18 protein-coding genes are annotated in these 22,624 nt (G+C 49.7%); 8 read left to right on the top strand and 10 right to left on the bottom strand.

The window, feature by feature from the left end; all coding sequences use genetic code 11:
• The first annotated feature begins 591 nt into the window (after positions 1-591).
• The 4 genes from B157_RS0121650 to B157_RS0121665 all read left to right on the top strand — a co-directional run bounded on the left by B157_RS0121650 (position 592) and on the right by B157_RS0121665 (position 4,165).
• On the top strand, positions 592-1,146 hold the full coding sequence (locus B157_RS0121650) for a hypothetical protein (protein ID WP_020605403.1): 555 nt from the start codon (positions 592-594) through the stop codon (positions 1,144-1,146).
• A 108-nt stretch (positions 1,147-1,254) separates the two neighbouring features.
• Positions 1,255-2,598 carry a vanadium-dependent haloperoxidase gene (locus tag B157_RS0121655; protein WP_020605404.1) on the top strand — a complete coding sequence of 448 codons (1,344 nt, stop codon included), beginning with the start codon at positions 1,255-1,257 and terminating at the stop codon, positions 2,596-2,598.
• Between the two features lie 246 nt (positions 2,599-2,844).
• Positions 2,845-3,750, top strand: a complete 906-nt coding sequence (locus B157_RS0121660; RefSeq protein WP_020605405.1) for a universal stress protein — start codon at positions 2,845-2,847, stop codon at positions 3,748-3,750.
• A gap of 55 nt (positions 3,751-3,805) precedes the next feature.
• Positions 3,806-4,165 (top strand): hypothetical protein, encoded by a 360-nt coding sequence (locus tag B157_RS0121665; RefSeq protein ID WP_020605406.1) that lies wholly within the window; start codon positions 3,806-3,808, stop codon positions 4,163-4,165.
• A gap of 91 nt (positions 4,166-4,256) precedes the next feature.
• Here B157_RS0121665 and B157_RS0121670 read toward each other — a convergent pair whose 3' ends face one another.
• Positions 4,257-5,987: a tetratricopeptide repeat protein gene (locus B157_RS0121670; RefSeq protein WP_020605407.1), complete on the bottom strand. Its 1,731-nt coding sequence runs from the start codon at positions 5,985-5,987 to the stop codon at positions 4,257-4,259.
• A gap of 344 nt (positions 5,988-6,331) precedes the next feature.
• Between B157_RS0121670 and B157_RS0121675 the strand changes: the two genes are divergently transcribed.
• Both B157_RS0121675 and B157_RS0121680 read left to right on the top strand, forming a co-directional pair.
• Positions 6,332-8,362: a vanadium-dependent haloperoxidase gene (locus B157_RS0121675; protein WP_020605408.1), complete on the top strand. Its 2,031-nt coding sequence runs from the start codon at positions 6,332-6,334 to the stop codon at positions 8,360-8,362.
• 201 nt (positions 8,363-8,563) lie between these two features.
• On the top strand, positions 8,564-11,128 hold the full coding sequence (locus B157_RS0121680) for an FdhF/YdeP family oxidoreductase (RefSeq protein WP_020605409.1): 2,565 nt from the start codon (positions 8,564-8,566) through the stop codon (positions 11,126-11,128).
• Positions 11,129-11,240: 112 nt separating this feature from the next.
• On the opposite strand, the gene B157_RS0121685 is transcribed toward B157_RS0121680, so the two are convergent.
• A complete protein-coding gene (locus tag B157_RS0121685) occupies positions 11,241-12,170 on the bottom strand; it encodes a hypothetical protein (protein ID WP_020605410.1) in 930 nt (309 codons plus the stop codon).
• A gap of 156 nt (positions 12,171-12,326) precedes the next feature.
• Here B157_RS0121685 and B157_RS0121690 point away from each other — a divergent pair, with 156 nt between their 5' ends.
• Positions 12,327-13,733 carry a chloride channel protein gene (locus tag B157_RS0121690; RefSeq protein ID WP_020605411.1) on the top strand — a complete coding sequence of 469 codons (1,407 nt, stop codon included), beginning with the start codon at positions 12,327-12,329 and terminating at the stop codon, positions 13,731-13,733.
• A gap of 35 nt (positions 13,734-13,768) precedes the next feature.
• On the opposite strand, the gene B157_RS0121695 is transcribed toward B157_RS0121690, so the two are convergent.
• Complete coding sequence (locus B157_RS0121695) at positions 13,769-15,016, bottom strand: cation:proton antiporter (protein WP_020605412.1); 1,248 nt, start codon at positions 15,014-15,016, stop codon at positions 13,769-13,771.
• 89 nt (positions 15,017-15,105) lie between these two features.
• Here B157_RS0121695 and B157_RS0121700 point away from each other — a divergent pair, with 89 nt between their 5' ends.
• Positions 15,106-16,512 carry a DUF389 domain-containing protein gene (locus B157_RS0121700; RefSeq protein WP_020605413.1) on the top strand — a complete coding sequence of 469 codons (1,407 nt, stop codon included), beginning with the start codon at positions 15,106-15,108 and terminating at the stop codon, positions 16,510-16,512.
• A gap of 16 nt (positions 16,513-16,528) precedes the next feature.
• On the opposite strand, the gene B157_RS0121705 is transcribed toward B157_RS0121700, so the two are convergent.
• The 7 genes from B157_RS0121705 to B157_RS0121735 all read right to left on the bottom strand — a co-directional run bounded on the left by B157_RS0121705 (position 16,529) and on the right by B157_RS0121735 (position 22,612).
• Positions 16,529-16,735, bottom strand: a complete 207-nt coding sequence (locus tag B157_RS0121705) for a hypothetical protein (protein ID WP_020605414.1) — start codon at positions 16,733-16,735, stop codon at positions 16,529-16,531.
• 106 nt (positions 16,736-16,841) lie between these two features.
• The gene (locus tag B157_RS0121710) at positions 16,842-18,206 is read right to left on the bottom strand and encodes a sensor histidine kinase (protein WP_020605415.1); all 1,365 of its coding nucleotides are present in this window, start codon (positions 18,204-18,206) and stop codon (positions 16,842-16,844) included.
• Between the two features lies 1 nt (position 18,207).
• Positions 18,208-18,885, bottom strand: coding sequence for a response regulator (locus B157_RS0121715; RefSeq protein ID WP_020605416.1), 678 nt, complete (start codon positions 18,883-18,885; stop codon positions 18,208-18,210).
• An 83-nt stretch (positions 18,886-18,968) separates the two neighbouring features.
• Positions 18,969-19,628, bottom strand: a complete 660-nt coding sequence (locus tag B157_RS0121720; protein ID WP_020605417.1) for a beta/alpha barrel domain-containing protein — start codon at positions 19,626-19,628, stop codon at positions 18,969-18,971.
• A 13-nt stretch (positions 19,629-19,641) separates the two neighbouring features.
• On the bottom strand, positions 19,642-20,664 hold the full coding sequence (locus tag B157_RS0121725) for a sugar kinase (RefSeq protein ID WP_020605418.1): 1,023 nt from the start codon (positions 20,662-20,664) through the stop codon (positions 19,642-19,644).
• A 136-nt stretch (positions 20,665-20,800) separates the two neighbouring features.
• Positions 20,801-21,583: an acetylglutamate kinase gene (argB, locus tag B157_RS0121730; RefSeq protein ID WP_020605419.1), complete on the bottom strand. Its 783-nt coding sequence runs from the start codon at positions 21,581-21,583 to the stop codon at positions 20,801-20,803.
• A gap of 54 nt (positions 21,584-21,637) precedes the next feature.
• On the bottom strand, positions 21,638-22,612 hold the full coding sequence (locus tag B157_RS0121735) for an N-acetylornithine carbamoyltransferase (RefSeq protein ID WP_020605420.1): 975 nt from the start codon (positions 22,610-22,612) through the stop codon (positions 21,638-21,640).
• Between the last annotated feature and the right edge of the window lie 12 nt (positions 22,613-22,624).

Genomic DNA, 22,624 nt, shown 5'->3' on the forward strand with positions numbered 1-22,624 from the left:
GAAACTAAAAAAACTAGTAGCCTTAGTGAGTCTTTCCTACAGTTTATGCGTCAGTTTCGGGCTTTATTTTCACAAAAAAGTACAATCTATCAAAGTAAAGAAGCATGGTTATAAAGCCAATAGCTTTAGTCGTCACGGCCTTAATCAACTTCGGCAGATGTGCCGGCATCAAGTTCAACCTTGTCCCGATTTACTACGGACGATCAAAAAGCTATTTCGGTGGATTGTTCTTCAATTAACTCATTATCAGGCCATAAAAATAGCAGGGTAGAGTACACACATACTTATGATTATAGTTAAGTAAAAAGTCATTTTGATTAATCGAAAGATGATTTTCGAGTAAAATTATTTATTATATTAACAAAAAAAAAGAATCAATCACTTTTCAACTACCTAAAATTCAATACTTTACATACATATATATGACAATTATTCCGACTAGTTAAAATGTACGATTACCATCGAAGTTGCTTAAGATAGCTCTTAATGAGTAATCCTACCCTGATACCCATACCTACCCCTATTTTAGTTATATGCACCAATGAAATCGTTATAAATTCGTATCTTTGCCTGAACCATCCTCCTTCCTGAGTGAAGTCGTTTGCCGCCATCGGTTTCTTAATTCTATTACTCTATCACCTGATCGGGTTGCCACTCGCGGTACTCACTTTCGAGCAATCATACGAGTCAGCTACACCGGTTTCGCTGGCAGATCAATGGAAAATAGTCAAACTGCCCATTTCTTTACCCTACACCACTACCTGGGAAAATACCGATGGACAGGACGGCCTGATCCAGGATGGAAACGATTTTTACAACATCGTTCGGCAACATTATGCGAACGACACGCTATACACGCTACTCAAAACCAACCAGTCGGCCAGAGAGCGTTTCTTTGATCTGGCCGATCAACTTCAGCAACTCAACAACGACCAGGAAGCCACCCAGTCACCCCTGAGCCGCTTAATCAAACTCCTGAAAGATCGGTTAACGACCTACCTCCCCCCGTTAGTGTTCCATCTGTCGCAGCCCGACCACTTGCTGGTCCAGTCCTGCGTTCGCTACGTCAGCGTACCGTTATCGGTTTATGATACCGACCTCGATTACCCCTCCCCCCCACCCCGAAGCCAGCCTGTTTTCTGCTGATTTTCTGCCAGGCCCAATCAATCAGTTTTTATAAACTGTTGCATCTGCCTGCGAATCTGTTTGGGTTGCACTACCGCAACCCCTCAACTAACTATAGGCTACTTACGCATGAAACGTATTCTTTTAATACTCCCCCTACTGCTGATTGGCCTGGGCGCCTGTCAGCCCAATGCTACGCCCGATCAGTACAATACGCGTGCTGCCAATCCGCAGTTGCTCAACGACTGTTCCCAACGGTTGACCAACATTATTATTCACGATATTTTCAAACCACCCGTTGCCAGCCGTATTTATGGCTATACATATCTGGCCACGTACGAAGCGCTGCGCCCCGGTTATGCTGGTTACCCCTCGTTGCTGGGTAAATTAAATGGCTCAACACCCGCCCCAAAACCCCAGCCGAATGAAGCCTACTGCTTTCCGCTGGCCAGTTTGAAAGCCTTCCTGACCGTTTCCCGGGCACTGACGTTTTCGGAGGATTTATGGGATAAATTCGATCAGGAGATGGCGCCAAAATTAAAGGCTCTCAACATTCCCAACGATGTGTATGACCGCTCCGTGCAGTATGGCGAAGCAGTAGCCAAACATGTACTGGCCTATGCCGGCAAGGACCACTACAAGGAAACGCGCGGTTTCCGCTATAGTGTTACCAACAAGCCGGGTACCTGGGTACCCACCCCACCATCCTATGCCGATGCCTGCGAACCCCAATGGAATACGGTGCGTCTGTTTACGCTGGACTCGGCCCGGCAGTTCCGCTGCCCCCCTCCGGCCACCTACGATCTGAATCCGAAAAGTAAGTTCTGGAAACTGACGCGGGAGGTGTATGACATGGGTAAACGGCAGGACAAAGAGGAACAGGCAATCGCGTACTTCTGGGATGATAACGCCTTTGTGACCAATGTATCGGGACACGTTATGTTTGCCAGCAAAAAGATGACACCCCCTGGCCACTGGCTGGCCATTGCCACGACCCTGGCCCGGCAACAGAAGTTCAGCATGATTCAAAGTGCGCAGTTGTATTCACTTACCTCCATTGCTATGTACGATGCCTTTATTACCTGCTGGGATGAGAAATACACCAGCGTTCGTATTCGTCCCGAAACCGTAATAAATAATAACCTGGACCCTACCTGGCGACCCTTCCTGGAAACACCAGCTTTCCCGGAATACGTGAGTGGTCATAGCGATATTTCGGCCGCTGCGGGTCGGGTCATTGCTCGTCTGGTTGGCCCGAACGTAGCCTTTACGGACTCAACAGAGCAGCCGTATGGTCACGGCGTACGTCATTTTTCATCCATTGAGGCTGCGTATCAGGAAGCGTCCATCAGCCGGGTATACGGCGGTATTCATTACCGTGATGGCGTTGAAGAAGGCACCCACCAGGGCGAGCACGTTGGGCAATGGGTACTAACGAAACTGGTACCGGAGCCAGTCATAGCGGCCAAGTGATTCGGTAATCAGGTAGCTCAGGTCTCCGCCTTCAGGTCACAGAAACTATCATTCAGCTAAGTCAGGGCGTGATTATCGGGCAGTAGCTTACCCGAAATCACGCCTTTATTTTTTTTATTCAGTCATACGGTACAGTTGGTGGCTCGTACATGAATTCGACGAGCCAATAAGGTCATTTAAAATTAATTGCCTACATTCGTCAACTAACCCGTCCGACCGTATACACTGCCCGCTATCAAAAATTACATGGACGTTCAGCCTCTTGGTACCATACTCGTTCCGGTGGATTTTACGGAACACTCACTCAATGCCCTCGCCGTTGCAGTGAACTTAAGTCAGCAGCAGCAAACCGAAATCCACCTGATTTATGTACTCAATCCAGCCACAGTCAGGCCCGCGGCTGACAATGGTCAATTGCCTGATTTATCGCAGGAACATCTGATTCAGGAGGGAACCGATATGATTCAGATGCTGGCAACGGTAACCGCTCAGGAACATCACGTGCGTTGTTCGGCCAGTTTTTGCCCTGGTAAGATCCCGGAAGAAGTAGTGAGTATGGCCAGCCGCATCAATGCCGATCTAATCGTGATCGGCACCCAGAACGGGACCGATGCGGAGACGTTTCGATCAGGAGCCGATGCCTATCAGATCATAAAAACCGTTTCGTGCCCGGTGTTGACAGTTCCAGTCCACCAGAAATGGATTACCTTTGAGCGAATTCTGTTTCCGGTGCGCCCAGTTCCAGGCACGCTGGACAAATATGCGTTCACCCGGAAGATTATTCAGAATGACCAGACAGAGGTAACCATATTGGCGCTCTGTGCTCCTGATGAGGTAATTAGCATGTACCAGTTGACGGATGAGGTTGCTGTATTGACGGAAAAGCTAACTCAGGATGACATCAGGAATCAGGCGATATTTTGTCAAACTGATTCAATGGCTGAGACCGTTCTGGAAAAAGTAGATGAGTTGAATACTAATCTACTGATTATTACGGCCAGTCTGAACATAACGACTGAAAATTATTTTATGGGGCCTTTTACGCAGCAGATCATTTATAACTCCCGCGTACCGGTGCTCGCGATACGACCCGAATCTGCTTTGAATGAGCAGACGACCCGGATTGCCTGGCAGTATGGCCAAAATGAGTAAGGCATAAGCCATTCGTTTTTATTTTTTTGCATTCATTGCTTAAACCACGTTACCAATGCCGAGTAAACAAGACTATATCCTACGAGTGGCTGCCTGGGCCAAATCGCGTGGCTTTAACGACATAAAAGCCAACACCGATGGCTTTGAAACGCCAATTTCCTACGGGCGGCAGCAGGATGGAGAAGCGTTTGTTCCGGACGTAACGGGTCAGCAGTTTGAACAGAAGTCTTATTTCGAAGTAATTCTCAAGACAGATGATGTCAACCACCTCACATCGAAACTGAAGCTTTTGGGTCAACTGGCATCGGCCCGGGGCGGTCAACTATACCTGATGGTGCCTAAAGGACACCTGCCCTTTGCTAAGTCGGTCCATGCCGATAGCCGGGTCGTTGCCGAGTTGATCAACTTGCTTTAACTTATTTTGGGGCCTCTCCCAAAACACAAAACCGCTACCAGAGATTCGTACTCCAGTAGCGGTTTTATGTCGTTCAATAACCAAAAAACGATTATTGCGGGGCAGTGTCCTCGTCAGGTTCCGCAATTTTGGCCAGATCTTTATTGTTGGGAAACAATGCCAATCCTTTTTTCAGCCACTCTTCACGAGCTGCCTGATTCTTGGTAACTAGTTCCTCGTAAGAAATCAGGTACTTAAATGCCAGAATAAGGTCTCTGCTATACCGCTTAACATCGTCTGGTTTATCGGCTACCATGCTAATAAACTGCTCGAAGTAGGGTCTTGCATTCCCGTTGCGCACGGCTGCTTCAGGATCATAGGCGTAGTAGTTGGCCTTGGCCCGGTACAGGACGGTGGGCGCATAATCGGGTGATATTTTCTGGGCCAGTGCCAGGGCGGAATCCGCCATAGCAAAGCGTACTGTATCGCGAATCAGTTTATTGGCCGTATCGCGCTTGAAGCCCAGTGTATAATTACTCATTCCATATCGAAACAAATCCTGCACATCAGCCTTGAAGCCGTGTTTAGCCGCCGAATCCAGCGCAGCTACTGCCTGAGGGTGTTTCTTTGTCCGGTAGTAGTACCGGGCAATGTCGCTATATAGATTGTCAGTCGTATCAAAAGGTGCTGCTTTTTCCAGATACGTTACCCCAATGGAATCGTTGACAGCCTTGTTGATGGCATTAAGTGAATCGCTACCGGCGTTACTTTCAATGCCCATATACGCCTGACCCAGGTATTTGTAATCATCCGGGATCACCTTTTCGGGTGCTTTCTCAATGAAAGTCGTCAGGTTGTCGATAGCCTTTTGTGGCTTTTTCAGCGACGAATTGGCCCATCCTTCAATCCGGTATACAATGGGATTTTGCGCCAATGCTGTCCGGTTACTGTCAATCAAGCTTACAGCCCGGTCATAGTCTTTGGCCAGGAAGTGAAACTGCGCCTGCCGAAGCAGTGTTTCCTGCCGCCGGTCGTTAGATACTGTTACGTATTGATCTTCATAGGTCGCGGCTTCCTTATACCGGTTTACCAGGAAATACAACTCAGCAAGCTGGTTATAGGCCGGTGAATAGTTCGGATTCGCTTCAATGGCTTTCTTGTAATAATCGACAGCCAGATTCAGGTTACGTCCCTGCCAGTAAATATCGCCAATACGCTGGTCGACCCGGGAGGCATCCATACCCAGTTCGATAGCATTTTCGTAGCGCGTTACAGCCGTACCAGCATCTTTGTTTAGGTAATGGGCATCGCCCAGGGCCAACTGGATGGCGGGGTTTTTCTTATCCCGTTCGGCTGCCTTGTTCAGGTATTCGATAGCTTTGGTGGCATCTACCGCTTTGGGATAGGTCGGTTTGATGGAACCATCGCCCGGTGTCAGATAGCCCGTGTACGCTTCACCAATACGGAAGAGGATATCGGCGTTTTTGCTTTTACTTTTCTTCAGGACTTCTTCCAGCTTTGGACCGGCGTTGGCCACATCATTGGCAACGAGGTAGCTGATAGCAATGCCGGTTTCATTCAATGGCTCCCGCTTACCATCCAGAGGTACTCCTTTCTCAAACCACACACGGGCCGAATCAGGCTGGCCAGCCCGCAGGTAGCCGTACCCGGCATCGAAATAACTTTGTACGGTTGGACTTTGCTGAGCACTTCGGCTAAGCAAATACTTGGCTTCGTTCACACGCCCCATACTCATGAGGGTAGTTGCATCGGGAGTGGGGGCCTGTGCCAAAGCCGTTCCGGCTAACCCCGTCAGGAGAGAAAAGATAAGTTTAGTTTTCATGCTAGTTATGGTTTTCGTCCCCTGTAGGATAGAACGCATCGCCGGGGAAGTAACGGCAAGTAGTAGCCAAGACCTAAGAACAGGCTTAAAGACTGCTTAGAATTGGCTTAGAAATACCAAAATAACTTGCTATCAATAATTCAGTGACAGAGGGCAGTATAACCAGGCCCTGTAAAAAGCATACCAGGCCACCCTGCCATAACGCTACACAATAGGTAATATTACGCCCAAAATAGGGGAAAAATACCGTTTCCTGCCCCTTGTTAAACCCGTTCCTTTGTCTTGTAATTTACTGATAGTCAGAACAGTTATTTCACCTCCTTAAATCAGTCAACCAAACATCCATGAAAAACCGCAGAATATCCACCCATGAGTTTCGCTATCATGCTGCCGACGTCGCCTACAACCGCCCCCACCCACCCCAACGCTCCAACGGCGAGGAGAGCCGTTATCGGATTGCCAACGAACCAATTTTACCAATAGACCCAACTAAACCAGCTATTAAGAACTATCCCTCCTACATAGCGGCCTTCACCAAAGGTTTCCAACACGATGAAAACGGTTTCATGGCTTTTCCGGACAAAGGCTTCTACTCGGACTTCATCCGTGCCTGCGATGCCGGGGATCTGGCTTCTATACAGGCATTGAAACTGAATGAAAGAGTCTTGCCAACTCCAGCAGTGCCAGCAATGCCCCCTCATCCGGCAATACCGGCGAAACCTGGCAATGATTGGAAGTCTCAAATTGCTCTCAACGCCAACGGAGGTGCGGGGGCTGACGTACGTGGCTGGGAGAGCATGGGAGCGGGCCTGGTGTATGACCTTGAAGGTCCCGATGCCCAGGCCCTGACCATTCCGCCCGCCCCTACCCTCGACAGCGACGAACTTGTTGCCGAGATGATAGAACTCTACTGGATGGCCCTCTGCCGGGATATTCCCTTCAAAATGTTTAAGGGTGGTCCGGGTTCAATAGCCGCCAACAACACTAAAATCCATCATGCCATTGATGATTTAAACTCATTACCTTGGTTTGACAGAACCAAAACCTACGGACTTCATTCGTATGAATTAGCGCGAAAAAGAGGCTACTTTAAAGCTGTTGAGGACCCGGAGCGTCAGAAATCAGGCTCATTACCTTTCACTTATGCAGATATTTTCAGGGGTAACATAAAAGGCGATGACATTGGCCCCTATGTATCTCAATTTCTGTTGGTTGGAAACAAAACATTAGGCATAAGCACCGATGATTTGGGGAATCCTGCTGATTCCTTTACTGAAGATCAAGGGCTTATCGCTTACGGATCGGCTACCATTGACCAACGGGTACGCATTGCCAAAGCCAAAGTGGATTATATGACTACTTGGGAGCAATGGCTTGACGTTCAGAACGCGGCTAACCTGAAAAAACTGGAAGTGTACGAACCCATCAATAATGACAATAACGTTAATCGTGAAAAGGGTTACCGATTTATTTCTACCCCACGCGACCTATGTACGTACGTACACTATGATGCGTTACACCAGGCTTATTTCAACGCCTGTCTGATCCTACTGGGACTGGATGCTCCCTTCGACCCTGACTTACCATTTCAACTACCCGACAGTACGGATAAACAAACCGGTTTTGCTCAGTTCGGTCCTCCCCATATTCTAAACTTAGTATCTGAAGTGGCTACCCGTGCGCTGAAAGCAGTTCGGTTTCAGAAATATAATGTCCACCGCCGGGTACGCCCCGAAGTGGTTGGAGGCTGGATACATTTATATGCAACTAATAATGGAATAACAACCCCCGAAAAACCCTCTGTCAAAAAAACGCTGGATGTAATAAAAAGGATGGTAACCATCTTTGAAGGAGATCTTACCACTACACCACCTACCCCAGCCAAGGCTGTTTGGGAAGCGGTGAAGGACTATAATGCTACTCAAAATATTCTAGCTGATCGATCAGCAGATACTTCTGCAGGTAGTGATTCCTATTTGCTACCAATGCCTTATGTAGAAGGTTCGCCTATGCACCCGTCATATGGCTCAGGTCATGCTACTGTAGCTGGTGCCTGCGTAACGATCCTGAAAGCGTTTTTCGATGAAGGTTTTATATTACCCTATGCTTACGAAGCCGATTCCGCGGGAAAAAATCTGGTAAAAATTCCCGATCTAGAGGGTAAGTTGACGGTAGAAAACGAACTCAACAAGTTGGCGAGCAACATTGCTTTCGCCCGTAACTGGGCCGGGGTTCACTACTGGTCCGATCAGGCCGAGTCATTGAAACTTGGTGAGCAAATTGCTTTGGGTATTCTGGAGGAGCAGAAATTGCAATACGGCGAGAACTTTTCAATGACGGTGCCGCTCTTCGATGGTACGAGCGTCCGAATCTAACAACTTTTCTTTCTGGCAAAAACGGCGCAGGTATAAAACCCTGCGCCGTTTTTGCTATTATGCCCGGCCAAACGGAGCCGGGGAATAGTAACTTGCGGATTAAAAAACGAGTTTTTGCTGACCCATACCCTTAATAATTTGTTAGAGTATAATAGTGCCTTATCAGTTTAACGAATAGAACCGTCCCGGTCATTTTATACGATGGAGAAGTCACCAAACAGTGAACGCAGGCCCGGTAATCCGGCTGAGCAACATGCCCAGAATGAACCTAAAAGTGGTGAACACCCTAACCAGGGCACCGCCATGACAACCGATCATTACGAACCCGTTGGCAAAGACAATAAAGAAAATATGGACCAGCCTCTTGACCCTGCTCCCGATAACGTGGGAGCCAAGCGTAGAAACGCAGTATTAGCGCAACCGCCCGAAGAATTTACGGGCCTCAAACTGGAGGAACCCGTAACGGTGGCGGCTGGCGTTAGGGCAGTACTGCAATCCATGGAGTTTTCATGGGGCGAAGCAGGCGTGGGACGGGGAACGCAGGCCCTGCTGAAACTCAACCAGAAAGATGGGTACGACTGTTCGTCCTGCGCATGGCCCGACCCGGATGGCGAGCGATCAATAGCGGAGTTCTGCGAAAGTGGTGCCAAGGCCACCGCTTCCGATGCGGATACCCGACGGGCCGATCCCGACTTCTTTGCCAAGCATAGCGTGGTGGCCCTGTCGCACATGACCGACCGGGATCTAAACAATGCCGGTCGTTTGACGCACCCAATGGTGCTCCGCCCCGGTGCAACCCACTACACCCAAATCTCCTGGCCCGAAGCTTTTCACCTGATTGCTACTGAGCTGAACGCGCTCCAGTCGCCCGACGAAGCCATCTTTTATACGTCGGGGAAAGTACCTAACGAACCAGCTTATCTGTACCAGCTTTTTGCGCGTCAGTTTGGGACGAATAACCTGCCAGATTGTTCAAATATGTGCCACGAAAGCAGTGGTTCGGCACTGAGTCCTACACTGGGTCTGGGCAAGGGGTCAGTTACGCTGAACGACCTGCACGAAGCGGAAGTGATCCTGATTATGGGACAGAATCCAGCCACCAATGCCCCGCGCATGCTCACGGCCCTACAGATAGCCAAGCGTAAGGGAGCAAAAATCATTGCCATCAACCCCCTGCCCGAAACCAGTTTCCGGAAATTCAAGAATCCGCAGGATTTCATGAATCCTATTAAAGCCGTAAGCACGTTGGCAGGACCAGGAACCTCCATAGCAGACGTCCACCTGCAAGTTCGGGTAAACGGCGATATGGCTGTGCTGCGTGGTATTATGAAGCACCTGTTGCAGGCCGAAGAACGGAACCCCGGACAAATACTTGACAAGGAATTCATTCAGGAATTTACGGTCGATTATGATGACTTTCTGGATTCACTCAACAAAACCAGTTGGGAGGATATTGAACACATTAGCGGGTTAACGCGGGAGCAACTACTCGAAGCAGCGAACATCATTGCACCGAAGCAAAAGATTATTACCTGCTGGGCAATGGGTATTACCCAGCAGAAAAATGGTGTGGCCACCATTAAAGAGATTGTGAATATGCACCTGATGAAGGGAGCCATTGGCAAACCCGGGGCCGGTACCTGCCCCGTGCGTGGCCATTCCAACGTGCAGGGCGACCGTACTATGGGCGTTTGGGAGAAACCGCAAAAGGAGTTTCTGGATGCGCTTGTAAAAGAATACAGCTTTGAACCACCCCGCGAACACGGCTTTGATACAGTAAACTCCATCAAAGCCATGCATGACGGAAAAACGAAGGTATTCATGAGTCTTGGTGGCAACTTACTATCTGCCGGACCCGACACTGAATTTGTGGCCGAAGGTATACGGAAACAGACCCTGACCATTTACGTCAGCACCAAAATCAATCGGGGTCACCTTGTTACGGGTAAAACGGCCCTCATTCTACCCTGCCTGACCCACCTCGATACGGATAGGCAGCGTTCGGGGCAGCAGTTTACTTCCTGCGAGAACTCGATGGGTGTGGTGAGCATCAACAAAGGCATGATAGAGCCCCTGGAAGGGGAAATGCTGAGCGAAGTAGCCATTATTTGTGGCATTGCCATTTCTACACTGGGCGAGCGGACAACAACCAACTGGGTCAGTTACGTGGAAAATTACGACAACATCCGGGATGATGTGTCGCGGGTGATTCCCGGTTTTGATAAGTTCAACGAAAAAATCCGTAAGCCGGGAGGTTTCTATCTACCTAACGGTCCCCGTGAGCGCAAGTTTACCACCGAGAGTGGAAAAGCCCATTTTACCGTGACGGAGATGAAGAAACATGACCTGGCGCCCGACCAACTGGTGCTGATGTCCATACGAAGTCACGACCAGTTCAACACGACTATCTACGATTACAACGACCGGTACAGAGGTGTGTTTGGCGAGCGACGCGTGATCTTCATGAATCGGCAGGATATGCAGGAGCGGGGTATTCAGAAGCGGCAATTAGTCAATATTACCAGCCATTTTGCGGGACAGAAGCGACATCTGGAGAAGTTCATTGCCATTCCCTACAATATTCCTAAGGGTGACACAGCCGCTTACTTCCCCGAGATGAATCCGTTGGTCCCTATTCATAGCGTTGCGGATGTCAGCAATACGCCAACATCGAAATTTGTGGTTATCACCGTTGAACCCGTTGCAGAACTAATGCCGGAGGGGAGCACCAAAGCAGTGCCTATAGCCGAAGCAGCCGAAGCCTGACAGACTCAAACCGAATAAGCCTCGATAGTTTGTCTGAGTGCACAGAAAACAACCCCATCAGTAGCTGACGGGGTTGTTTTTATTCCGTTGGGAATGGGGAATGAATGGTTGATTAGAAGAACCAGAAACTGTCACGAAGCCGGAACTCCGCAGTACCCAGGTACGCATTCTTCGTATAAACCGACGCCCGGTAAATACCCGGTTTGATGTTACTATCCGGGCTAACGTTGAAGGAAATACGCTGTGGATTCTTGTCAAAGTTCACCGATTGTGTAGCGTTTACCGGCACCACTTCGTTTTTGCCCGACAGCGTAACCGTGCTGGTATTTTGTGAAGGCATTATACCATTGTTCTGTTCGTCGGTCAGGCTCAGGTATACTTCCTGCGTGCCCGTCAAACCCATTTCGGCCGGAACGCTGAGGGATACCATTAACGTGTTGACCTTTTTGGCTTTGGCCGTTTCTTTCTGATTACTTTTTACCGTCTCGACCCGAAATGCATCGCCCGTCAGTGCCGTACGGGGCACTTTCGTTTGCAGGTCTGCCTTGAGGTCTGCTACCTGCTGTTTCAGCGGGGACAATTCATCGTTCTGACTGGTTAGTTTGGTATTAGCATCGGTCAACCAGGTGATTTTGTTCTGAACGGCCTCCATCTGACTCTCCAGACTATCCCGTTTGGTCGTCATCGTGGCGATGTTCCGATTAAGTCCCTGAATTGTACGGGTCCGTCCCAGATTACTCTGGCGGAGTTGTGTCATCGCTCTATCCCGATTTGTCAACTGAGTATTTAGGTCTTCTACCCGTTTATCCAGGCTGGTCTTCTCATCGGAAGCGGTTTCGAGTTGGCTGTTAAGGCCACGGATATCGCCTTCTAGTTGCAGCTTTACCGATAGTAGCGAATCAGCTTGCTGTTCGATCAGGTCATTCTGGCGGGTCAGTTTCCCACTTTTGTTCCAGAAATAGATTCCTCCGATCAGCAGCAAGGCCGCTAAGGCTGATAGGCCGTAGGTTACTGCTTTGTTATTTTGTCCAACGTTTTCCATAAGTTCATAGTGTGTTGGTTAGTAAGTTTATGAAGCAAACCTACTAATCAACCCTAACAGCGGACTTAGAGAAAACTTAAAATTTGCTTAGAATGTAACTAATTTTCAATCAGATAGCGAAATAGAACGTTACTTCTCTAACTACTCTATTCATGAATGGCCAATAACCCCTCCCGTTACGCACAACTACTCGCCTGGCTCGATCAACATGTAATTCGTCGTCTGTACACCGAGCGCGTTCGTCGTGTTATCCTTCAGAGTTTACCTTTCTGGGTGGCTTCTATACTAACTGGCCTGGTTGCTGTGGGGTATGAACGGGTATTCAGTTGGGCCGAACAACTTAGTTTCACCTGGTTGCGTACCCAGCCACTCCTGGCCTTTGTAATAACCCCGGTAGCCTTTTTAGTGGCCTGGTATCTGGTTGTCAGGCTGGCTCCGGCCGCTAGGGGCAGCGGTATTCCGCAGGTAATGGCGGGCATTGAACTATCAACCCCGGTAACGCACGGTCGTACGGCCTACCTGCTCAGTGTGCGCGTGGCGGTTGTAAAACTATTGAGTAGCGTGGTACTGCTGGCGGGTGGCGGTGTTATTGGCCGCGAAGGCCCAACTATCCAGATTTCGGCGGCTATCTTCCGGGCTATCAATCGGCTGCAACCGGCTGGCTGGCCCCAGTTATCCCGGCAGATTGCGCTGGTTACGGGGGGAGCGGCTGGTTTGGCTGCGGCCTTCAACACCCCATTGGGTGGAATTGTGTTTGTGGTTGAGGAGCTTACCCAAACCCATATTACCCGCTTCCGAACGGCGGTTTTTACTGCCGTTATCATTGCCGGTATGACTGCCCAGGCCATTCTGGGACCTTATCTATACCTGGGTTTCCCTAAAGTCACGGTATCAACGGGCTGGTTTCTGGGCATTGTTGTTTTTACAGCTATGTTTTGCGGTTTTGCCGGGGCGCTGTTTGCAAAGGCTTTATTGTGGATAAACAACTATCGTCGTCGGTTTCGTACCCTGACACAGAAAGTAGCCTGGGTTGCTGGTTGCGGACTGGTATTGGCGGCACTTGCCTATTTTGTGGGTGCCGATGCCATTGGAACGGGCAAACCCATTATAAACCGGTTGCTTTTCCAGAATGAGCACAATACATTCTGGTATCTCTTTCCGGTACGGTTTGCAGGAATGGCCCTGAGTTACAGCAGTGGGGCGGCCGGGGGTATCTTTGCTACCTCGCTGAGCGCTGGTGCCATTATTGGTGATGGCCTGGCCCGGCTGGCCCACGTAACGCCAAGCGACACGAATCTGGTTATCCTCGTTAGCATGGTTAGTTTCCTGACCGGTGTTGTCCGCTCTCCGTTTACAGCCGCTATTCTGGTGCTGGAAATGACGGATCGACATTCGGCTATTTTTCAGTTATTGCTGGGCGGCCTGATGGCTCAGGGTGCAGCCTCCCTGGTTGATCCAATATCATTTTATGAACACCTGAAAGAAAGCTTCGTCCGCGAAGCCATGGCGCAACCTGTCACGAAAAAAAAACCTACCGAAGAAATAGAAATTGATTCCGATTAAGCCATTCTGCACCGGGAACCACCGTATTTCTCCCTTTATGCGCCGGTTGGGTAAAGTCGGCGAATGAGTCGTTCCATCGTCAGGCCCTGGCCAATAACGGAGAATAAAACCACGCCGTACGTAATCGTTACAATCAGGTCTTTGTGGGGCAGTGCTTCCGGGATGGACAACGCCATAGCGATGGAAAGGCCACCCCGTAATCCGCCCCAGGTAAGCATGATGGGTGCTTTATCGTCCAGGTCGAGCCAGCGCCGGGCGAGACGAAACGGTATCCAGATAGCCAAAAAGCGGGACATGAGGACCAGCACGACCGTCACCACCGAGATCATCCAGTAGTTGTACTGAATATCGATCAGCAGCAGTTCCAGCCCAATCAACACGAACAGCAGGGCATTCAGGATACTGTCGAGCAATTCCCAAAACTTATCGACGTATTCTTCGGTGGTGTGACTCATGGCACTCTGCCGGGCGTAGCCACCCACAAACAAGCCCGTTACGACCATGGCCAGTGGCCCGGAAATATGGAGTTTCTGCGCCAGCAGATAGCCGCCCATTACGCCCGCTACGGTTATGATTACTTCCGTCTGGTAGTGGTTGATGGAGCGCAGCAGATAAAACAGGCCATAGCCCAGTGCCAGCCCGAACAGTACTCCCCCACCAGCCTCCTCCAGAAAGAGCAGGGCTATTTCGCTGGGGGTAACGCTGTCGATCCCGTTCACTACAATCCGGTAGATAGAGGCAAACACCACTACGCCTACGCCGTCGTTGAACAGCGATTCGCCTACAATATTGAGCTTGACGTTCTCGGGCAGCTTAAACTTGGCCAGAATACCCAGAACGGCAATGGGGTCAGTAGGAGAAATCAACGCGCCAAACAGCAGGCAAAGTGGCAGAGGCAGTTCGAAACCAAACCAGCCAGCCATAAAATACAGGCCCGTACCAACCATAGCCGTACTGAGCAATACCCCGACGAAGGCAAAAAGCATAACCGACCGGCGTTCGACCCGCAACCGGGCCGAGTCGGTATGAAAAGCCCCGGCAAACAACAGAAAGCTAAGCATAACGTCGAACAATACGCGCCCGAAATCAATCTGTCCCAGAGCATCTTTAATCACCATAAGCCTGGCCGGATACATAGCGTTCAGCCCAAGCATCAGTACCGAGAAGATGAGCGACAACACCATGATGCCGATGGCATCGGGTAACTTAAGCAAGCGCGTGTTAACGTATGAAAAAACAGCCGCAACAACAATAAGTAAGGTAATGAGGGTAAATAAGTCCATTGAAAAAAGAAGAAGTATACAAGATTGCACTAAATTTCGTTTGAAAAAAACCGCGACAGTCGACACCGCTATTAGGCCCCTAACCTATTATGATCGTTAAAGACCCCAACCTGCCCCGTACTAAACCCCCTAAACGTTCGGCTGTGCTTGTCCGCATTGGTGGATTCCTTCAGGATCGCTTTAGTCTTGAAGAAGATCGGGAGGATGAAGCAGGTGTAATTCAGTCCATCAGTCGCGGTATCGAATTCAGAGGTATCAGCCTCTGGACCCTCATTTTTGCCATATTCATCGCTTCCATTGGTTTAAATGTTAACTCAACAGCCGTTATCATCGGTGCCATGCTCATTTCTCCCTTAATGGGTCCCATTATGGGTATCGGCCTGGGCGTGGGTATCAATGACCTGACCATGATTGGGCGCGCCCTGAAAAATCTGGGTCTTGCCGTTTTTATCAGTTTACTTACCTCAACAGCCTACTTTTTAATTAGTCCCCTGCACATTGCCCAATCGGAGTTATTATCCCGCACGTCGCCTTCTGTATGGGATGCCTTCATTGCTTTTTTTGGCGGATTGGCGGGCATAGTAGCCGGTTCCAGTCGGGATAAAGTTACTAACGTTATTCCGGGTGTAGCCATCGCTACGGCCCTCATGCCGCCCCTTTGCACGGCAGGCTACGGCTTGTCTACCGGTAATCTGTATTACTTTGCCGGAGCATTTTACCTGTTTCTCATCAATAGTGTCTGTATCAGTTTAGCCACGCTGCTCATGGTACGCTTTCTGGGTTACCACCAGAAAGAATACCCTACACCCGAAATTGAACGACGGGTACGCAGCACCATCTGGATGGCGGTACTGGTGGTAGTGGTTCCCAGTAGTTACCTGGGTTCTCAACTGGTTCGCAAAACTATCTTCGAACAGAAAGCAAAGCAATTTGTTACGAACGAGTGTAATTTCCAATACCGGCAACTCATCAACTACACCGCCTATTTCAACCGGGGCGATGGTAGCGTCCTGGAACTCTCGCTGGTGGGTGAACCGCTCCCCAAAGACTCCATTAATTTGCTGCGCTCAAAAATGCCTCCCTATGGTCTGGAGAATACCCAACTTGTTGTAAGGCAGGGAAATTTCAAAGATGCTCCTATTGATGTGGATGCTATAAAAACCACTGTTACCGATCAGGTTATCAAATACAGTCAGGCGTCCATTGCGCGCAAAGATCATGAGATTGATTCGCTAAGACGGTACATCGACCTTACCCAAACCTCGCGCCTGTCGGTTGCCGATTTGCGAAACGAGCTAAAAACCCTCATGCCCGATGTGCAGACGTTCACGGCTTCCCGCTCATTAGTGATGAACGGAAACAAGGAAACACCCGACACAGTCATGCTGGTTTACGCTAAATTTTCCCGAAAGCATACACGAGCCGAACGTCTGCGGATTGAAAAATGGTTGCAAAGCCGTACAAAAAGTAAGAAAATCAAGCTGCTTATTGAGTAATCCCGTATCCATTTTACTATCGAAACAAAGTGGGAATATCAGCCAGCCAGGCAATTAGTACGGTTAGTAAGAAGAGAATACTCACCAGTATCAGCAGCCAGTCGGGTTTGCGGGGGGGCTTATCGTCCGGTTGGCGGTAAGCCTGATTTCGCAGGACATCACGACTTGTGAAACCGGGGTCAAAAGAGGAAGCGTTGGTATAGGCCGTTTTCTTATAGGTCATGGTACTAGTGGATTTTATACGGGGGCACACTTAATCAATGCCGAAGGTGGTTCAAACGACTTAATATTCGCTGATAAACTCCTTAGAATATGCTTAGAGTCGCCCGTTACCGGGGTAACTCTACCTTAAACACGGTTGTTTGCCCCTTCTGCGAGAAGACACTTATCGTCCCTGCGTGCAGCCGAACAATTCGTTCTACAAGCGACAGACCCACACCGTAGCCACGTACCTCGGCGGTTTGACGACCCCGGTAAAACGGTTCGAAAATATACGGCTGGTCGGCGGCAGGAATGGATTGCCCGTTATTCTGAATACGCACCGTTACCCGCTCATTCCCAAAATCAACGTCAATCAGCGCACGGCCATCATCAGAAAACTTACAGGCATTCTCCGTCAGGTTTTTCAGGGCTGTTCCCAGCAGGGTTACATTGCCGTGCAGGATTAGCCTATCGGGGTCGTCGGGCAGGGTGCCCAGTTCAACGATTACCCGGTAGCGGGGGTTGATGGCGGTTACCTCCTGACGGATATCCCACACTAATTCATCCAGCCGTACTACATCGGTTAACAAATCTCCCGCATCTTCCTGATTGACCTGCGACAGTTGCAACAGCTCCCGGGTGAGGGTTGCCAGTTCGGTTACGTCGTCCAGTACAGAGCGTATGGTTTGTCGGTAAGCTTCGGGCTGGCGCTGATTCAGGAGACTTACTTCCAGTTGTGAACTGATTTGGGTGAGCGGGTTTCTCAGTTCATGCGATACGTTGGCCACAAACATGCGCTGCATCCGAAAGGAATCGTCCACTCGGTCCAATAGTCGATTGATGGTAGCTGATAAGCGACTTATTTCATCTTCCTCCTTATTAACCATCAACCGCTCATCCCGGTTATTCGGAAAAATATCGCTAACAATCTGGTCAATCCGCTGCATCGGCTGGAGGGCATCGCTAGCAAAAAACCAGCCCGAAAAGGTCGTTATACCGGCAATCAGGCAGAATAAACCGGTAAGTGCCCAGATAAGCCGTCGCAGAAAGGCGTCGCCGTACGTATTTTCAGCACCGGCAACCACAACAAACTGGCCCGAAGCCGTCATGAACCGGATGCCCGAAACGTAATATTGCTGTTGTTGAAAATCCTTTCGCTTATTCTGACGGATACTGGCCAGTACCGTTTTGGGCACGGGCAATGTAATTCGTTCATTCGTGGTCAGTATGAGCGAGTCCTGATTATTGAATACGCTGATTTTCTGATTGGGTAGCTGGTCTTTCCGGATACGACTTAACTGGTGAATAAGTTGAGCGTCCAAACGATGCCGAATGAGCATATCGCCCATTGTATTGGCTTTATTGTCGAGCCGCCGGTAAAAATCGGATGAGATGAAGTAGGAACAAAAGGCGTAGATACTAACAAAGGCCAGCAGCATAATGCTGGATACCAGCCCCGTGAAGCGTAACGCCAGTCGGTTGCGAATCGTCATCTCACTCCTCCTTAAACATATACCCCATACCAAACTGCGTATGGATCAGCTTATTGGGAAAATCCCGATCAATCTTTTTACGCAGGTAATTAATATAGACCTCCACTACATTCGTTCCCGTATCGAAATTTATATCCCATACGTGTTCGGCAATGGTTGGTTTTGATAATACGCGCCCCTGATTGCGCATCAAAAACTCAAGCAGGGCAAACTCACGGGCTGTTAACTCAATCAGTTTCCCATCCCGCTTCACCGTTTTAGCATCCAGGTCCATTTCTATACCGCCGTACCGTAACGTTTGTGCCGTCATGGATACCTGCGTACCCCGCTTGGTCAGAGCCCGTATCCGCGCCAGCAGCTCGGTAAACTGAAAGGGTTTGGTTAGGTATTGGTCTGCCCCAGCATCGAACCCCATAATCTTGTCATCGGTTTCGCCCAGGGCTGTCAGCATCAGAATCGGGGTCGTTATGCCTTCAGCCCGCAATTGCCGACAGAGTTCGTAGCCATTGAGACCGGGTAAAATGAGATCGGTAATGATGGCAGCATAATTATTTTTCAGGGCCAGGCGTTTGGCAATCAGTCCATCGTAGGCAATATCGACTTCAAACTGACTTTCTTCCAGTCCCTGCTGGATAGCCTGTAGCGTCTTCGGCTCATCTTCAACAATCAAAAGTTTCATACCGGTAAAAGTACGCGTATTGCTACCAAAAGCGAATCTTGTTCACCAATGCCTTATTAACTAAAAATACCCTATTGAGCGGGTTACTGAATAAAGGGCTTCACCTGTTCCATGAGCACAGACACGCGTTCTCTCAGCGCGGTATAATCACTGCTGTCTCCAGTGAATAACTGCGACCCGATACCTACCGCCGTAACACCTGCTTTGAACCAGGCATTCAGGCTCTCACTGGTCGGTTCTACGCCCCCCGTAACCATCAGTTTCAGCCAGGGCATTGGTCCTTTGATCGCTTTTATAAAGCCCGGACCGACCACATTGCCGGGAAATACTTTTACCAGATTGGCACCCAGCAGGGTGGCCTGATAAATCTCGTTCAGGGTGGATCCGGCGGGCATCCAGGGTACGCCCTGAACGCGACAAATAGCTCCAACAGCCACTGTAGTAACGGGTTGTACCACAAAATCAGCACCGGCTTTAATAAAATCCTCTGCCTCATCGGCCGTAAGAATCGTACCGATACCCAGCGCCATCCCGTGGCAGTGTTCCCGCACGTACGTGACTAACTGACCAAATACGGCTAATGCCTTGTCGCCCCGATTGGTAAACTCAAACACGCGCAGTCCACCATCGTAGCAGGCCTGAACGATTTGTTGCGCGTGATTGACGTCAGCATGGTAAAAAACGGGAACAATGGGATGGTTCGTGATCAGGGCAAGGATTCTGTCGGGCGAAAATAAAGACATATTTCAGGGTATATTATAAAGTTATCATTGACGAATGGGCCACTACATCGGCCACCGTCTGCCGGGTAGCGTCACCCAGTTCCTGCAACTTACCAAAAGCAGCGGTAGCCGCAAAATCAACGACGGCCTGAGGGGCATGCTGGTTATACAACCCATAAATCAAACCGGCCATAAAGCAGTCGCCACTCCCGACCCGGTCAACGACGGAGTCCGTTTGTAAATCCGGAGAAACGTACTGCTGTCCGTCTACATAGAGGGTAGTATAGTACCGAAGTCCCGTGGGCGGCACATCGAACCGGAAGGTATTGGCCACCACCCGGCAGCTGGGAAAACGGTTCTGAATAGCTTCCGCAGTGGTTATAGCGTGCGCCAGATAATCGGCCTGCTGTCCCTTCTGATGAATGTTTTCATCGACCGGAATACCCAACAGGACGTTAGCCGCCCAGAGATTACCCATGACTACATCGCAATGCTCCAGTATAGCAGGCATAACGGCAGTAGGCGCTTCGCCATACTGCCATAACCGTGCCCGATGATTCAGGTCTATCGACACGGTAATGCCCCGAGCAGATGCAACGGTAACTAATTCCAGGCAGGCTGCTGCTACGCTGGCACTCAGGGCCGGGCTAATGGCACTGATGTGCAGCCAGCTTGTATCCTTCAAAACGGCCGTCCAATCGACCTTACCAATGGTTAGTTCTGAAAAAGCGGAGTGAGCGCGGTCGTAGATAACACCCGCGTTTTTGAGGTCTGTACCCTGTGGTAAAAAGTAACTGCCGATACGCTGACCAAAGCGGGCAATTCCGGATGGGTCAATGCCCAGATCGGCTACGTATCCAACAACGTCATCGGCCAGGGAATTTTGAGGCAATGCCGTGCTGTATTTGACCGGAATACCCCAGTTTGCCAATGCCGTTGCTACGTTCAATTCTGCCCCACCCACAAAAACAGGCATGGATGCCTGCCGAATCCACTGGCCGCCAGCCACTGGAGAAAATCGCAATAATAATTCGCCGAAGCAACAAACGTTGGTCATAAGTGAACGATGTACAGAAGGATACAGGGTCTCGTTGCTCTACTGATTGCTTTCGCTACGTAACCTGCTTAAAAAAGAGCAGCAACGGCTTATTTTATACCCTTTTTTTGACCGGATAACGGGTCTGTCCCCACGCTTACAGCATCAACGTTGTGCCAGCTCCCTGATCAACAGCCGTAGCGACTTCATCGGCATGGCAGATAATAACCCTGGAAACTCCCTTTTTCAGAGCGTTGAAGGCATTATCCAGTTTGGGAATCATGCCTTTGCTGATGATTCCGGCCGTTTTGTACGCTTCGTACAGAGCAGGTGTAAGTTTATCAATAACACTGTTATCATCTGATGGGTCTTTTAAAACACCCTTCTTCTCGAAGCAATAAATCAGCGTTACCTCATTGTGCGTCACCATATCGACCGCAATGGCCGACGCCATCGTGTCGGCATTGGTATTTAATAATTCCCCGACAGTATTGTATGTAATGGGTGCGAAAACCGGGGTCAACTCCTGACGAAGAAAAAACTGAATTTGCCCGGAATCGACCTCTTCAATATCCCCGACCATACCATAATCAATGTCTTTAACGGGTCGTTTTCTGGCCAGTACCGTACTGCCGTCGGCCCCGGTCAGTCCGATGGCATTTACCTCCAGCGCCTGAAGTTTAGCGACTATCTGTTTGTTCACCAAGCCACCGTATACCATTGTCACCACGTCGAGCATGGGTTGGTCGGTGATGCGTCGACCGTCTACCATCTTGGTTTCGATACCGAGTTTCTCGGCTATCTGAGTGGCAATTTTCCCTCCGCCGTGGATGAGTATTCTGGCGCCTTTCAACCCGGAGAAAGCCGTTAGAAAGCGTTGCAGTGCCGTGGGGTCATCGATAATGTTTCCTCCGATTTTGATTACCAGTAAAGAAGCCATGTTGAAAGCTGTACGTTAACGGAAACGGGCGAAAAAGCCCGTTTCCGTTACCCTTTATAAACTCGTTAAAATCTCTTTCAGCACCGCCTGTGCCGACCATTCGCGGTTAGCTGCCTGTTCAATCACCAGCGATTGCGGACTATCCAGCACAGCATCGGAAACTTTCAAGTTACGCCGAACCGGCAGGCAGTGCATAAACTTCCCGTTGTTGGTCAGGTTCATTTGATCCATCGTAACTGCCCACGAAGAATCCTGCGTCAGCACGTGTCCGTACTGCGTATAGGATGACCAGTTTTTACCGTAGACAAAATCGGCACCGTCGAACGCTTCCTGCTGATTATAAATTACGGGAGCGTTACCCGCGAATTCGGGAGCCAGTTCGTAGCCTTCGGGGTGCGTCATCACAAACTCGATGTGACCAGCCTGAGCGCAGGCGTTCATCCACTCTGCAAACGAGTTGGCAACGGCCTGCGGCAGCGGTTTGAAATGCGGGAGCCAGGTAAGCACCACCTTCGGGCGTTTGGGTAAGCTGGCATTGTCCCTTCTTACCTCTTCAATCGTGATACAATCAGCCAGCGATTGCAGCGGGTGCCGCGTGGCCGATTCGAGGTTTACGATGGGTACACGGGCATACTTGGCAAACTGGTGCATTACCTGTTCGCGGTAATCTTTGTCGCGGTCCTGCAGTTCGGCAAAAGCCCGGATTCCGATGATGTTGCAATAGCGACCTATTACGGCAGCGGCTTCGCGGATATGTTCTGCCTTATCACCGTTCATCAGCACGCCTTCTTCCATTTCCAGCCCCCAGCTATCCTGCCCGACGTTCATGATCATCACATTCATGCCGAGATTCTGGGCTGCTTTCTGGGTACTCAGGCGCGTTCGCAGGCTGGAATTAAAGAAAATCAGACCAATGGTTTTGTTTTTGCCCAGGTGCTGACTGGCAAACGGGTTTGCCTTTGCATCAAGGCCAGACTGGATAAGCGCGTCGATATCAGTAACGTCGGCGAGGGAAAGGAAATTAGTCATTTTATGCTTGGT

It is taken from the genome of Spirosoma spitsbergense DSM 19989 (assembly GCF_000374085.1).
GTDB lineage: Bacteria > Bacteroidota > Bacteroidia > Cytophagales > Spirosomataceae > Spirosoma > Spirosoma spitsbergense.

Bases quoted from the DNA above. Each gene is read 5' to 3' on its own strand.
- B157_RS0121710 (WP_020605415.1), bottom strand. From the start codon at position 18,206: ATGACGATTCGCAACCGACTGGCGTTACGCTTCACGGGGCTGGTATCC.
- B157_RS0121695 (WP_020605412.1), bottom strand. From the start codon at position 15,016: ATGGACTTATTTACCCTCATTACCTTACTTATTGTTGTTGCGGCTGTT.
- argB (WP_020605419.1), bottom strand. From the start codon at position 21,583: ATGGCTTCTTTACTGGTAATCAAAATCGGAGGAAACATTATCGATGAC.
- B157_RS0121670 (WP_020605407.1), bottom strand. From the start codon at position 5,987: ATGAAAACTAAACTTATCTTTTCTCTCCTGACGGGGTTAGCCGGAACG.
- B157_RS0121705 (WP_020605414.1), bottom strand. From the start codon at position 16,735: ATGACCTATAAGAAAACGGCCTATACCAACGCTTCCTCTTTTGACCCC.
- B157_RS0121735 (WP_020605420.1), bottom strand. From the start codon at position 22,612: ATGACTAATTTCCTTTCCCTCGCCGACGTTACTGATATCGACGCGCTT.
- B157_RS0121675 (WP_020605408.1), top strand. From the start codon at position 6,332: ATGAAAAACCGCAGAATATCCACCCATGAGTTTCGCTATCATGCTGCC.
- B157_RS0121720 (WP_020605417.1), bottom strand. From the start codon at position 19,628: ATGTCTTTATTTTCGCCCGACAGAATCCTTGCCCTGATCACGAACCAT.
- B157_RS0121690 (WP_020605411.1), top strand. From the start codon at position 12,327: ATGGCCAATAACCCCTCCCGTTACGCACAACTACTCGCCTGGCTCGAT.
- B157_RS0121680 (WP_020605409.1), top strand. From the start codon at position 8,564: ATGGAGAAGTCACCAAACAGTGAACGCAGGCCCGGTAATCCGGCTGAG.
- B157_RS0121685 (WP_020605410.1), bottom strand. From the start codon at position 12,170: ATGGAAAACGTTGGACAAAATAACAAAGCAGTAACCTACGGCCTATCA.
- B157_RS0121665 (WP_020605406.1), top strand. From the start codon at position 3,806: ATGCCGAGTAAACAAGACTATATCCTACGAGTGGCTGCCTGGGCCAAA.
- B157_RS0121660 (WP_020605405.1), top strand. From the start codon at position 2,845: ATGGACGTTCAGCCTCTTGGTACCATACTCGTTCCGGTGGATTTTACG.
- B157_RS0121700 (WP_020605413.1), top strand. From the start codon at position 15,106: ATGATCGTTAAAGACCCCAACCTGCCCCGTACTAAACCCCCTAAACGT.
- B157_RS0121715 (WP_020605416.1), bottom strand. From the start codon at position 18,885: ATGAAACTTTTGATTGTTGAAGATGAGCCGAAGACGCTACAGGCTATC.
- B157_RS0121655 (WP_020605404.1), top strand. From the start codon at position 1,255: ATGAAACGTATTCTTTTAATACTCCCCCTACTGCTGATTGGCCTGGGC.
- B157_RS0121725 (WP_020605418.1), bottom strand. From the start codon at position 20,664: ATGACCAACGTTTGTTGCTTCGGCGAATTATTATTGCGATTTTCTCCA.